The organism is Paraburkholderia pallida, from assembly GCF_004524855.1.
Lineage (GTDB): Bacteria > Pseudomonadota > Gammaproteobacteria > Burkholderiales > Burkholderiaceae > Paraburkholderia > Paraburkholderia oxyphila.
The window spans coordinates 16,399-28,855 of record NZ_CP038148.1; the positions used below are offsets into that span (position 1 = coordinate 16,399).

Below are 12,457 nucleotides of genomic sequence, written 5' to 3' on the forward strand. Positions count from 1 at the left end.
ACACGCTGGCCCCGTACGCAGCACGCTCAAGGCGGCGCCTGGGCGGTCGTCGGGCTCCGCTATTCCAGGCCCGGTGCCCCGCCTTCCCCGTCTTCGTCGAGGTATGCTGCGCCGCACAGCTCGCGCAGCAGCGGCGCTTCGCGCTCATGCACCTCCACCGGCAGCCACGTCGCGCCCGCCCATGCGAGGTAGCGTGCTCGATGCTGGCCGTTGCGAAAGGCCACCACGCCCACGTGCGCGAGGCCGAACCAACCCGCGAGCCCACCCGCACGCCGCTTCGCGATTGTCACGTAGGGCATCTGCGGCACCCGCTCGTTGTGCGGGTCGAGAAACTCGCGGATGCCGCGCACCTTGCCCGCATGCCAGTCGTCGACGGGCTTGAGCACGTAGTCGGTGTCGTCGCGCTCGGCGCAGACCAGCAGCTTGTGCAAGTCGACGATCACCACTTCGTGACGTGTGCCGTCGGTCGTGAAGACGCGCTTGAAGCGCACGTGGTCGTAGGGATGATGGGCCGGCACCGGCACGACCCAGAAGGGTCCGGATGCGGACGGGTGCGGTGACGGGGTCGAAGGCATCTCGGTAGGCGTGGGCAGGGACGTCGGCGGCATGCGAAGGGCGCGTCTCTCGTAGAAGTAGTCAAAAGCGGCCTAAGCTACGAGGGAATCGTGAATTTTTCGTGACCTATGCACCATGAATGCGCATGCTGTCTGTGCGTCAGGGAACAAGCCCATGGACCATGCGAGTCTCACCCCCGGTGCTCGCACCGAGACCTTTGGCAACCACGTGCGCATCGAAGCGCGCGCTCAGGTCGCCACCATCGTGCTCGATCGGCCCGAACGGCGCAATGCCATCGACCGCCCGGTAGCCGAGGCGCTGGCCGCCGCTTTCGCGCGCTTCGAAGCGAATCCGCAATGGCGCGCGGCTGTCCTGTTCGGCGCGGGCGGCACATTTTGCGCAGGCGCCGACCTGGGCGCGCTCAACGACGACGCAAGGCGCAACGAAGTCCACGCCGACGGCAGCGGCCCCGGCCCCCTCGGCCCCACGCGCATGATGCTCACCAAGCCGGCCATCGCCGCCATTGCGGGATACGCCGTCGCCGGGGGCCTCGAGCTCGCGCTCCTGTGCGATCTGCGCATTGTCGAGGAGGACGCCGTCCTCGGCGTATTCTGCCGGCGTGTGGGCGTGCCGCTCATCGACGGCGGTAGCGTACGCTTGCCGCGTCTCATTGGCCTGTCACGTGCACTCGATCTGATTCTCACCGGGCGCGCCGTGGACGCGGAGGAAGCGCTCGCCTTCGGCCTTGCGAACCGCGTCGTGAAGCCCGGGACGGCGCGCGAACAAGCCGAGGCGCTCGCGACGCAACTCGCGGCATTCCCGCAGGCTGCCTTGCTGGCCGACCGCCGCTCGGCCTGGGACAACAGCACGCTGGCCGATCTCGGCGAAGCGTTGCGCCGCGAAGGCGCAGGCGGCTATCGCGCGGTCATGGACGAAGGGCTCGCGCTTGCCGCGCGCTTCGCCGCGGGCGCGGGCCGCCATGGCGATCCGCTCGATGGCTGATTCTTGAAGGTCTCGCGCAAGCGGCTAATGGTGTGGCGCGCCTGCGGAGGCACCATGGACGCAACTAGAAGAAATCGCCAGGGCCGCCCGCGCCCGGCGACTGTTGCGTAAGAAGAACGCAAGAAAAGCGTGCCGCATGCGGCGCGGCGCATTTCAGTACAATCCCGGCTTGACTTCGGTTGCTCCGCGTTTAACCCAAAACGCGCGCGCCATCGGGCCCGCGCAGTCCCGCTACGCACGACACCGCGTGCTCGGCCCGCTGCGACTCGGCCTCGAGCGGCGCGAACCGGACACGTGCACCTCATCACGCCACACGCCCATGCCATTGCCCCTGCTTGCCCTCGCCGTCGCCGCGTTTGGTATCGGTACCACCGAGTTCGTGATCATGGGCCTCTTGCCTGACGTCGCGCGCGACTTGAGCGTGTCGATTCCGGCGGCGGGCATGCTCGTCTCGGCCTATGCGCTCGGCGTGACGATCGGCGCGCCCATCGTTGCCATCGCCGTCGCGAACGTCCCGCGCAAGGCGGCGCTCATGCGCTTGATCGGTATCTTCATCGTCGGCAACCTGCTGTGCGCCCTCGCCCCCAATTACTCGATCCTGATGGCCGCGCGCATCGTCACCGCGTTCTGCCACGGCGCGTTCTTCGGCATCGGCTCGGTGGTCGCCGCGGGGCTCGTGGCGCCCAACCGCCGCGCCCAGGCCATCGCGCTCATGTTCACCGGCCTCACGCTTGCAAACGTGCTGGGTGTGCCGCTCGGCACGGCGCTCGGCCAGCTCGCGGGCTGGCGCACGACCTTCTGGGCCGTGACCGGCATCGGCGTGCTCGCGGCGGCGGCGCTGCAGGTCTGCCTGCCGAAGCACATCGAAATGCACAAGGCGAGCCTCGTGCACGAATTCAGCGTGCTCAGGAACCCGCAGGTGCTGATGGTGCTCGGCATGAGCGTGCTGGCCTCGGCGAGCCTGTTCTCGGTGTTCACCTACATCACGCCGATCCTCGAAGATGTCACGGGCTTCTCGCCGCACGACGTCACCTTCGTGCTGCTGGTGTTCGGCCTCGGCCTCACGGTGGGCAGCACGCTCGGCGGCAAGCTCGCAGACTGGAAGCTCATGCGCTCGCTGCTCTCGCTGATTGCCGCCATTGGCGCGGTGCTCGCCGTGTTCGCGTTCACGATGCACGATCAGTTCGCCGCGGTCGCGACCATCTTCATGTGGGGCGTGCTCGCCTTCGCCATCGTGCCGCCGCTGCAGATGCTCATCGTCAACCGGGCGAGCGATGCGCCAAACCTCGCCTCCACGCTCAATCAGGGCGCCTTCAATCTCGGTAACGCGAGCGGCGCCTGGCTCGGCGGCGCGGCCATCAGCGCGGGAGCGCCGCTCACCGCGCTGCCGTGGGTGGGCATCCTCATGGCGTTCGCGGCGCTGGGGCTCACCTTCGTCTCGGCGCAGCTCGACCGGCGCGCGCGCCGACGCACGGCGGTGGCAGGACCCACTTCCTGCGCCTGAACGGCTGGCGCGCTTCGGCGTTCGCTTCGGCGTTCGTTTCGGCGTTCGTTTCGAGGCGCGCCGCAACGCACACTACACAGCACGCCGTGCGGCGCATCACGCTTCAACTCAACTCACCTGCGAATACACACGCGACGCCAGTACACGACGCGCGTGCTGCCGGCGGGCAACGCGCCGACGCGCATCCGCTCGCCCGTAGTAGCATCCGTCCCGATGAAAACCGTCCTCACTCGTGATTTCCTCGCGCTGATCCTGAGCGTTGCCGTGGTCGGCCTCGGCTCCGGCGCGACCCTGCCGCTCACCGCCCTCGCCCTCACCGACGCCGGCTACGGCACCGCCATCGTCGGCCTGCTCACCGCCGCGCAAGCGTTCGGCGGGCTCCTCGTCGTGCCGGCCACCGCGTGGATCACCACGCGCTTCGGCTCGCGCCAGGTGATCGTGGGCGCCGTGCTCACCGTCGCTGTCGCCACCGCGCTCATGCAGTTCAGCGCGAACCTGTGGCTCTGGGCAGTCTTGCGCATGGCCTGCGGCGCGGCGCTGATGCTGCTCTTCACCATCGGCGAGGCCTGGGTCAACGAGCTCGCCGACGACACCAACCGCGGCCGCGTGGTCGGCATCTACGCGACCACCTTCACGCTGTTCCAGATGACCGGCCCCGTCCTCGTGAGCCAGATCGCGGGCTTCACGGCGTGGCGCTTCGCGATCTGCGGTGCGCTCTTCCTGATCGCGCTGCCGATGCTCGCTGCGATCCGCACGCGCGCGCAGGATACGAACTCGCACGAAAAGCACGGCAGCTGGCGCCATGTCCTGCCGAAGATGCCGGCGATCATCGTCGCCACGGGGTTCTTCGCGATCTTCGACACGCTCGCACTCTCGCTCTTGCCGCTATTTGCGATGGGACATGGAATCGACAGCGAAACGGCCGTGCTGTTCGCATCCGTGGTTCTGCTCGGCGACACGACCATGCAGTTCCCCATCGGCTGGCTCGCCGACCGGCTCGGCCGCGAACGCGTGCACGCGCTCATGGGCGTGCTCGTGGCGGCACTCTTGCCGCTGCTGCCGTTGGCCGTCGCGACGCCCTGGCTGCGCTGGCCACTGTTGTTCGTGCTAGGTGCGGCGGCCGGCTCGATCTACACGCTCTCGATCGTGGCGTGCGGCGAGCGTTTCGAGGGCGTGGCGCTCGTTTCGGCAAGCGCGCTCGTGAGCGCCGCGTGGAGCGCGGCGAGCTTCGGTGGGCCGATCGTCACCGGCGCACTGATGGAGCACGCGGGCCGCGACGCCATGCTCTGGGTGCTGTTTGCGTGTGCGCTGCTGTTTCTCGGCACGTTGCGCTGGGAGCGCGCACGCGGGATTGAGCGCGTGCGGGCCTGACGAAGAATCTGGCGGAAAAAGCCATATCGCTGCCAATGAGCGAGCCGATGGCGGCCCTGCCCGGCGCCGGGATGCCCGGCGCCCTGAAACGACAACGGCCGATGCACCTTTCGAGCACATCGGCCGTTTTTCCATCGACGCCAGCTCGACGTCGGCTTCCTTATTTCAACGCCGGCAAAATCGTGCCAACACACGTGCCGAAGCCGACACGATAGCCCTCGCCCTGGCACCAGCCCGCGAGCGTGAGCTCATCGCCGTCTTCGATGAACCCGCGCGTGCCGCCGCTCTTGAGCTCGAGCGGATTCTTCGCGTTCCACGTGAGCTCGAGCAGGCTGCCGAACGAATCGGGCGTCGGGCCCGAGATCGTGCCCGAGCCCATCAGGTCGCCCACGCGCGTGTTGCAGCCGGCCACCGTGTGATGCGCGAGCTGCTGCGCCATCGTCCAGTACATGTGGCGGAAATTCGTGCGTGCGATCGTGGTGGCCTCGCTCGCGCCTTCGGGACGCAGCAGCACTTCGAGCGCGATATCGAACGCGTGATTTCCCGCGTGACGCAGATACTCGAGCGGCTGCGGCTCCTGCGCCGGCTGCGCGACACGGAACGGCTCCAGTGCATCGAGCGTCACGACCCACGGCGAGATCGTCGTGCCGAAGGTCTTCGCATTGAACGGCCCGAGCGGCACGTATTCCCACTGCTGGATGTCGCGCGCGCTCCAGTCGTTGAGCAGCACCATGCCGAAGATGTGCTCCTCGGCCTGCTCGCACGCGATGGGCTCGCCGAGCGCATTGCCGCGCCCGACGATAAAGCCCGTCTCCAGCTCGATGTCGAGCTTGCGGCACGCGCCGAACACGGGGCGCTCCTGATCGGGCAGCTTTAGCTGGCCATTGGGACGGCGCACCGGCGTGCCGCTCACCACCACCGACGAAGCGCGGCCGTTATAGCCGATCGGCATCTCAGACCAGTTCGGCAGCAGCGCATTCTTCGGATCGCGAAACATCGAGCCCACGTTCGTCGCGTGCTCCTTCGACGAATAGAAGTCCGTATAGCCGGGAATCTCCACGGGCAGATGCAGCTTCGCATCGGCGAGCTTCACGAACGCGCGCTGGCGCAGCCCGGCGTCCTCGCGCAACGTTGCCGTTTCGCGGGCGAGCAGCGACGAAAGCTGCACGCGCACGCTGCGCCACGCATCACGGCCCAGCGCGATGAAGTCGTTCAGCGCGGGGCGCGCAAAGACGTCCTGCGCAGCGGCTGATCCAGCAGGCAGGCGCAGCATTCCGGCCTCGTGCAGCACCGCCAGATCGACGACCGAATCGCCGATCGCCACGCCCACGCGCGCGTTCGCGTTGCCTGCCGTGCTGAACACGCCGAACGGCAGGTTCTGGATCGGGAAACCGCAGGCTGCATCGTTCGCGCTGTCGATCCAGCTCTTGCGCTGCGGATCGAGCGTCGCCTGCAGATCGGCGGGGATGGGGTTGCTCATGGCTTCTCCGGATTGAAGTGTTTCTTGAGGCCTTGCCAGCACTCGTAGTAATGCGCCTGCAGCTGCGCCGTTTCGAGCGCGAAGCGCGTCGGGCGGATCAGCGTGCGGGTCTCGAACATGAACGCCATCGTGTCGGCCACCTTGTGCGGTTTCGACGTATCGGCGCTCGAAGCCTTCTCGAAGGTATCGGCATCGGGGCCGTGGCCCGACATGCAGTTGTGCAGGCTCGCGCCGCCCGGCACAAAGCCTTCGGCCTTGGCGTCGTAGACGCCGTGCACGAGGCCCATGAACTCGCTCGCGACGTTGCGGTGGTACCAGGGCGGACGGAACGTGTTTTCGGCCGCGAGCCAGCGCGGCGGGAAGATCACGAAGTCGATCGAATCGACGCCCGGGGTGTCGGTAGGTGCGTGCAGCACGAGGAAGATCGACGGATCCGGGTGGTCATAGCTGATCGAGCCGATCGCGTTGTAGCGGCGCAGGTCGTACTTGTATGGCGCATAGTTGCCGTGCCACGCGACCACGTCGAGCGGCGAATGGCCGATGTCGGCGCGCCAGAGCTCGCCGTTCAACTTCGCGACGAGTTCGAACTGCCCTTCGCGGTCCTCGTAGGCCGCGCGCGGCGTGAGGAAGTCGCGCGGATTCGCAAGGCCGTTCGAGCCGATCACGCCCAGGTCGGGCAGCCGCAGTAGCGCGCCGAAGTTCTCGCAGATGTATCCGCGCGCCTCGCCGTCGGGCAGCGCAACCTGGAAACGCACGCCGCGCGGGATCACGGCGATCTCGAACGGCTCGAGCTCGAGCTTGCCCATCTCGGTCGCGATCGCAAGGCGTCCTTGCTGCGGGACGATCAGGAGCTCGCCGTCGGTGTTGTAGAAGAAGCGGTCGACCATCGGGCGGTTCGCCGCGTACAGATGGATCGCGCAGCCGCTCATCGAGGCCGCCGAGCCGTTGCCCGCCATCGTCACCCAGCCGTCGATGAAGTCGGTCGGCTCCGTCGGCATCGGCAGCGGGTCCCAACGCAGCTGATTGGGCGGCGTGGGCGGCACGTCGCCGAAATCGGCGACAAGGCGCGGCGCGCTGCCTTTGGCGCCGTCGACGCTCGCGCGCGCGGTGAGCGGCGTGAACGGCTGGTGCACCGCGCCCGGACGGATGCGATAGAACCACGTGCGGCGGTTGTGCGAGCGCGGCGCCGTGAAGGCGGTGCCCGAGAGCTGCTCGGCATAGAGGCCGTAGGCGCAGCGCTGCGGCGAGTTCCGGCCGTCGGGCAGGGCGCCGGGCAGCGCCTCGGTGGCAAATTCGTTCCCGAAACCACACATGTAGCCGTCGGCCACCGCGCTCGTGGCGCTTTTTCCTGCCGCTTGGCTTGCGTCCCATAAGGATGCGTTCATCAGATTTTTCTCCGAGAAACCCCGTCCTTCAGGGCGGGAAATGAGAGGAGCGCAGCCGGTGGCTGCATGGCTGCGCTTGATTCACATGAAGATTTGATATCGTGTGAGTTGTGGACATCAAACGCGCCTACCGATTCCGGTTCTACCCGACGTCCGAGCAAGCCGTAGTGCTCGCCCGGACGTTTGGATGCGCGCGCTACGCCTACAACCACATGCTTCGATTGCGTACCGATGCCTGGTATCAGCGTCAGGAGCGTGTCGGCTACCACGCGACCTCCGCTGCGCTAACGGCGTTGAAAAAGACACCAGAACATGCGTGGTTGAATGAGGTGAGTTCGGTCCCCATACAGCAGGCGCTTCGGCACTTGCAGACGGCGTTCGCCAACTTCTTCGCGAAGCGAGCGAAGTATCCGAATTTCCGTCGCAAGGATGGCGTCCAGTCAGCCGAGTACACGACGAGCGCCTTCAGGTGGGACGGCGCGGCGCTCAAGCTGGCGAAAATGGACGAGCCCCTGGCGATCCGCTGGTCACGCACGTTGCCCAAGGGCGCAAAGCCGTCGACTGTGACCGTGTCCAGAGATACCGCTGGTCGATACCATGTCTCGATCCTTTGCGACGACGTTGCGTTGGAAAAGACGAAGGCGAAAGGCCGAGTCGGAATCGATCTCGGGCTAATGCATTTCGCCACCCTCTCGACTGGAGAGAAGATCGGCGCGCCGAACACGTTCCGCAAGTACGAAAACAAGCTCGCGAAGCTGCAACGCAGGCTCGCGAAGAAGCAGAAGGGATCGGCTCGCCGCATGAAGGCGAAGCTGAAGGTTGCAAAACTGCATGCCAGGGTGGCAGACGCCCGCAGGGACTTCCTGCACAAACTTTCGACCCGGTTGATAAACGAAAACCAAGTGATCGCCATCGAAAGTCTTGCCGTCAGCAACATGCAGAAGAACCAACACCTCTCCAAATCGATCAGTGATGCAAGCTGGTCGGAGTTCGTGCGGCAACTGACGTACAAAGCCGCGTGGTCCGGGCGCACGTTGATCAGCATCGACCGCTGGTATCCGTCCAGCAAGCGCTGCAGCGATTGCGGCCATACGGCGCAGAGAATGCCCCTTGCCGTGCGCTCGTGGACGTGCCCGGAATGCGGGTCAATCCACGACCGCGACGTGAATGCCGCTCGCAATGTTTTGGCCGCGGGGCTCGCGGTGTCAGCCCATGGAGAAAGCGTAAATCCCATGTCTCGTTGAGATGATTTCGGGTTGCATTCCGTGAAGTGGGAATCCACTCCCTTCTGAGAGGGAGATGTCAACACTGTCTCTCCACGTTCTGCCGCACCGTAGGCGCCTCAACGGGCGACCTCGGGTCGGCATGAGTGATCCGGTTTTACGGGCAAAACGCGTCGGCCTCCTCCGACAGAGCCCGCTACGCGATTTACGAATAGTAAAACGGATTATGATTAGTGAAATTTCACGTAAACCCTAATCCCTGACCGTGCAGGCCAGAAATCTGCTCCCGCATGGATATCGTTATCACTAATCCGTGCATGCTGGAGTGCCCCGGGCTGCTACCATCAAGCCATGCGGCCCCGTAGCCGCAACCACTGAAGCGCCGCGGGCCGCTTGCCCGCGCTGATCTCACTACGCCTGTCGCCACCTCACTTTCGCGTCATGATTGCTCCGACCATTCCCGAGCTCGTTGCCCGCGCCGCCGACCACCCGTTTCTCGGCGAGCATCTGACGCTGGGCACCGGCGCGCACCGCGCCGAAGCCATCGCGCGCCGCAACGGCGTGGAGCTCCTGAGCGCCTACGAGCCGATCTACGACATCAGCGTGCACGGCGGCGCGCAGTCGCTTACCGCGGATCTCGCGTTGGCCTCACGCTTCGGCGACGAACTCGGCTACCAGGCGGTGACGCTGCGCGAGCAGGACGGCAAGGCCGAGCCCTTCGACCCGTTCGCCGATACGCTCGACGACCCCGAGCTCGTCGCGCTCGACCGCTGCGTGCGCGCGCTTCACACGATCAACTTTCTCGGCTCGCAGCAGCATGGGCTGCTCTTTTTGCGCGTGCACGAACGCCTGCTCAAGAGCGTGAAATACGACCACGGGCGGCACTTCTCGAACGTGCTGGTGTCGTTCGGCCTGAACCCGGGGCGTGTGGTGATCGAATTGCCGGCGGCGGCGGTCGCGCATCGGACCTTCGTCGGCTATCTGACGAAGAGCTACCAGCGCTATGGGTTCAAGGTGGCGGGCAATCTGCCCAACGCGGGGCAGATTCTTTCGGTGTCCGACATGGCGCGGCTCGACTTCGTGAAGATGGATGCGAGCGCGGCCCTGCGCGATTCGATGGTGAAGCCGCTCGTGAGCTATGCGGCGCGGCTGCGCATGCCGTTGATCTTCAATCGCGTCGTGGACGCCGCGCAGTTCGAGCAGCTGCAGCAATACGACGTGCGCTTCGTGCAAGGGCCCGTGTTCGCCACGCAGCACAGCGCGGCCTAGCGCGGTCGCGGGTTAAGCATGCCGCTGCGCTGCCGGAAAAAAGCCGCGCTTCGAAGGGCGCGGCGTCATGAAGCCCCGGGCGCCCAGAAGTACGAAAGCCGCGCGTGCGCCGGAATCGGCTACGTGCGCGGCTGCAAGTGCGGTTGCGAGGCGGCGGCGGGCGGGATTACAGGCTGATGGGTTCCTGCTCGAGTTCCACGCCGAAACGCGCGAGCACGTCGTGGCGGATCGCCTGGGCCAGTTCGAGGATATCGTTGCCGGTGGCGCCCCCGCGGTTCACGAGCACAAGCGCCTGACGCTCGTGCACGGCCGCCGCGCGCAGCGCGCGCCCTTTCCAGCCGCACTGATCGATCATCCAGCCCGCGGCGAGCTTCACGCGGCCGTCGGCCTGGCGGTGCGAAATGATGAGCGGCTCGCGCGCGACGAGCGCGTCGAACTGCGGCGCGTCGATCACCGGATTCTTGAAAAAGCTGCCCGCATTGCCGAGCACGAGCGGATCGGGCAGCTTCGCGCGACGCACCGCCACCACGGCGTCGAACACGTCGCGCGCGCATTGCGCCTCGGGCAGCCCGCGTTGCGCAAGTTCGCGCGCGAGATCGGCATAACCGGCGTTGGGTTGCCATACCTTCGGCAGCCGGAAGGTCACCGAGGTAATCACGAAACGGTCACGCCCTTCGCGCTTGAAAAAGCTGTCGCGATAGCCAAAACGGCATTCGGCCGCATCGAACTCGTATGCTGCGCCGGACTGAAGCTCGATCGCGCGCACGCTCGCGCAGCGCTCGGCCATTTCCAGCCCATAGGCGCCGATGTTCTGAATGGGCGCCGCGCCCACCGTGCCCGGGATCAGCGCGAGGTTCTCGAGGCCCGGCATGCCTGCTTCGAGCGTCCACGCCACGAAATCGTGCCAGTTCTCACCGGCGCCGGCTTCGACGTACCAGGCGTCGTCGTCCTCGCGCGTCACACGCTTGCCCGACAGCGCGACGAGCAGCACGAGGCCGTCGAAGTTGCGCGTGAGCACGACGTTGCTGCCACCGCCCAGCACGAGCGTGCGCAGGCCCTGAGCACGCGGATCCCGCACGGCGGCAATCAGATCCGCCTCGCTCTCGATACGGCACGCGAGGTGTGCGCGCACATCGAAGCCGAAGGTGTTGTGAGCGCGCAGCGGATAGCCGGCGGCGAACCACACCGGGGACGGATCGACGGACGTGGCGGAAACGGGCATCGAGGGTGGATGTGACACGAAAAAGCCGAAGACGGAAAACGGTCGCAGAGACGAAAAACGCACCCGGAAAAACGCGCTGCCGTGGCAAGCACGCGCCATCGAGTACAAGAAGCTACGCGAACCGATGAGAAGACCTGTGACCGGGCGCAGGCACACTGGCTGCGGGCCCGCCAGCGCGCAGCCTTGGGCAAACACGACGGCGCCGGTAAAATAGCGTCGGTCCGTGATTATAGCGAGTACTGGGCATATCGCCGTAAAGGCAGCCGGAACACACGGCTGCGGCACGCCAGCGCATGATTCGTGCAGCTCGCGCGCCACTCGCACTTTTGGGAGAAAGCAATGCCATCGTTTGACGTCGTCAGCGAAGCCAACATGATCGAAGTGAAGAACGCCGTCGAGCAATCCAACAAGGAGATCTCCACGCGCTTCGACTTCAAGGGCTCGGATTCGCGCGTCGAGCAAAAGGAACGCGAGCTGACCGCGTTCGCCGACGACGATTTCAAGCTCGGCCAGGTGAAGGACGTGCTGGTCTCGAAAATGGCCAAGCGCAATGTGGACGTGCGCTTCCTCGACTACGGCAAGATCGAGAAGATCGGCGGCGACAAGGTCAAGCAGGTCATCACGGTGAAGAAGGGTGTCTCGGGAGACCTCGCCAAGAAGATCGTCAAGCTCGTGAAGGAAAGCAAGATCAAGGTCCAGGCGAGCATTCAAGGCGACGCCGTGCGCGTCACGGGCGCCAAGCGCGATGATCTGCAGAGCGTGATCGCCTTGCTGCGCAAGGACGTGACCGATACCCCGCTCGACTTCAATAACTTCCGCGACTGATTCGCCGGCCTCGGTCCCGGCTTATCCCGGGATCGCTCACCAAGAAGCGGCGCCCGCCGCCTCTTCGATGCCGCCGCGCCCTGCGGCGCTAGTCGTCCGTCGCGACGAGCGGCATCAGCGCCTCGCCCGTCTCCAGCAGCGTTTTGAGATTCGACAGGATGCGCGGCCAGCCGCCCGATACCGCCTCGATGAATTTCGATCCCGGGCGCCCCATGTGGTGGGTGACCGTGAGCTTCACGGCGTACTCCACCGGCTCGATATGGAGCGTGCACAGGGAATCGCCCTCTGCGTTCAGCTCCGGGCGGAACATGTTGCGCCAGCGGATCACGACGCGATGCGGCGCATCCGACTCGACGATCTCGCCCGAATCGGCCACCCTGCCGTCGGGAAAGCGCAGCGACCACGCCGCGCCCGTCTGCCAGTCGCACTCGTGGTGCATGCCGAACCAGTAGCGCTCCGTGAACGCACGGCTCGTGAGCGCCTCCCATAGCGCTTGCGGCGTAGCGCGGATGAACGTGACGTAGACGAACGTCGATTCGCTGGCCGCGCCGGTCATGCCGCTTGCGCCACCTGCACCGGCCGTGTGGCCTTCACTGCTGCTCATGGCGATCCCCCTCTCCT

The 12,457-nt window shown here is 66.0% G+C and carries 11 protein-coding genes; 6 read left to right on the forward strand and 5 right to left on the reverse strand.

Going from position 1 to position 12,457, the window contains the following annotated elements; translation table 11 throughout:
• Positions 1-59 precede the first annotated feature (59 nt).
• Complete coding sequence (locus tag E1956_RS00055) at positions 60-608, reverse strand: plasmid fertility inhibition factor family protein (RefSeq protein WP_418789228.1); 549 nt, start codon at positions 606-608, stop codon at positions 60-62.
• A gap of 121 nt (positions 609-729) precedes the next feature.
• Here E1956_RS00055 and E1956_RS00060 point away from each other — a divergent pair, with 121 nt between their 5' ends.
• The 3 genes from E1956_RS00060 (at position 730) to E1956_RS00070 (ending at position 4,432) form a co-directional block, all read left to right on the forward strand.
• On the forward strand, positions 730-1,557 hold the full coding sequence (locus E1956_RS00060) for a crotonase/enoyl-CoA hydratase family protein (protein WP_134746326.1): 828 nt from the start codon (positions 730-732) through the stop codon (positions 1,555-1,557).
• A gap of 319 nt (positions 1,558-1,876) precedes the next feature.
• Positions 1,877-3,061 carry an MFS transporter gene (locus tag E1956_RS00065; protein WP_134746328.1) on the forward strand — a complete coding sequence of 395 codons (1,185 nt, stop codon included), beginning with the start codon at positions 1,877-1,879 and terminating at the stop codon, positions 3,059-3,061.
• A gap of 213 nt (positions 3,062-3,274) precedes the next feature.
• Positions 3,275-4,432, forward strand: coding sequence for an MFS transporter (locus E1956_RS00070; protein WP_134746330.1), 1,158 nt, complete (start codon positions 3,275-3,277; stop codon positions 4,430-4,432).
• Positions 4,433-4,592: 160 nt separating this feature from the next.
• Here the strand turns inward: E1956_RS00070 and fahA are convergent, their stop codons facing one another.
• Both fahA and hmgA read right to left on the reverse strand, forming a co-directional pair.
• Positions 4,593-5,912 (reverse strand): fumarylacetoacetase, encoded by a 1,320-nt coding sequence (fahA, locus tag E1956_RS00075; protein WP_167759950.1) that lies wholly within the window; start codon positions 5,910-5,912, stop codon positions 4,593-4,595.
• The gene (gene hmgA, locus E1956_RS00080) at positions 5,909-7,225 is read right to left on the reverse strand and encodes a homogentisate 1,2-dioxygenase (protein ID WP_232071461.1); all 1,317 of its coding nucleotides are present in this window, start codon (positions 7,223-7,225) and stop codon (positions 5,909-5,911) included. The genes fahA and hmgA overlap by 4 nt, the downstream gene beginning before the upstream one ends.
• A gap of 182 nt (positions 7,226-7,407) precedes the next feature.
• Here hmgA and E1956_RS00085 point away from each other — a divergent pair, with 182 nt between their 5' ends.
• Positions 7,408-8,541, forward strand: coding sequence for an RNA-guided endonuclease InsQ/TnpB family protein (locus tag E1956_RS00085; protein WP_134746336.1), 1,134 nt, complete (start codon positions 7,408-7,410; stop codon positions 8,539-8,541).
• Between the two features lie 420 nt (positions 8,542-8,961).
• Positions 8,962-9,789: an EAL domain-containing protein gene (locus E1956_RS00090; protein WP_134746338.1), complete on the forward strand. Its 828-nt coding sequence runs from the start codon at positions 8,962-8,964 to the stop codon at positions 9,787-9,789.
• A 166-nt stretch (positions 9,790-9,955) separates the two neighbouring features.
• On the opposite strand, the gene murB is transcribed toward E1956_RS00090, so the two are convergent.
• On the reverse strand, positions 9,956-11,011 hold the full coding sequence (murB, locus tag E1956_RS00095; protein ID WP_134750212.1) for a UDP-N-acetylmuramate dehydrogenase: 1,056 nt from the start codon (positions 11,009-11,011) through the stop codon (positions 9,956-9,958).
• A 339-nt stretch (positions 11,012-11,350) separates the two neighbouring features.
• Here murB and E1956_RS00100 point away from each other — a divergent pair, with 339 nt between their 5' ends.
• A complete protein-coding gene (locus tag E1956_RS00100; protein WP_028216059.1) occupies positions 11,351-11,836 on the forward strand; it encodes a YajQ family cyclic di-GMP-binding protein in 486 nt (161 codons plus the stop codon).
• Between the two features lie 88 nt (positions 11,837-11,924).
• Here the strand turns inward: E1956_RS00100 and E1956_RS00105 are convergent, their stop codons facing one another.
• A complete protein-coding gene (locus E1956_RS00105; RefSeq protein ID WP_134750214.1) occupies positions 11,925-12,392 on the reverse strand; it encodes an SRPBCC family protein in 468 nt (155 codons plus the stop codon).
• Positions 12,393-12,457: the final 65 nt, after the last annotated feature.

Excerpts from the sequence above, each read along its gene's own strand:
- E1956_RS00055 (WP_418789228.1), bottom strand. The coding sequence starts at position 608 with ATGCCGCCGACGTCCCTGCCCACGCCTACCGAGATGCCTTCGACCCCG.
- E1956_RS00060 (WP_134746326.1), top strand. The coding sequence starts at position 730 with ATGGACCATGCGAGTCTCACCCCCGGTGCTCGCACCGAGACCTTTGGC.
- E1956_RS00065 (WP_134746328.1), top strand. The coding sequence starts at position 1,877 with ATGCCATTGCCCCTGCTTGCCCTCGCCGTCGCCGCGTTTGGTATCGGT.
- E1956_RS00070 (WP_134746330.1), top strand. The coding sequence starts at position 3,275 with ATGAAAACCGTCCTCACTCGTGATTTCCTCGCGCTGATCCTGAGCGTT.
- fahA (WP_167759950.1), bottom strand. The coding sequence starts at position 5,912 with ATGAGCAACCCCATCCCCGCCGATCTGCAGGCGACGCTCGATCCGCAG.
- hmgA (WP_232071461.1), bottom strand. The coding sequence starts at position 7,225 with ATGTGTGGTTTCGGGAACGAATTTGCCACCGAGGCGCTGCCCGGCGCC.
- E1956_RS00090 (WP_134746338.1), top strand. The coding sequence starts at position 8,962 with ATGATTGCTCCGACCATTCCCGAGCTCGTTGCCCGCGCCGCCGACCAC.
- murB (WP_134750212.1), bottom strand. The coding sequence starts at position 11,011 with ATGCCCGTTTCCGCCACGTCCGTCGATCCGTCCCCGGTGTGGTTCGCC.
- E1956_RS00100 (WP_028216059.1), top strand. The coding sequence starts at position 11,351 with ATGCCATCGTTTGACGTCGTCAGCGAAGCCAACATGATCGAAGTGAAG.
- E1956_RS00105 (WP_134750214.1), bottom strand. The coding sequence starts at position 12,392 with ATGACCGGCGCGGCCAGCGAATCGACGTTCGTCTACGTCACGTTCATC.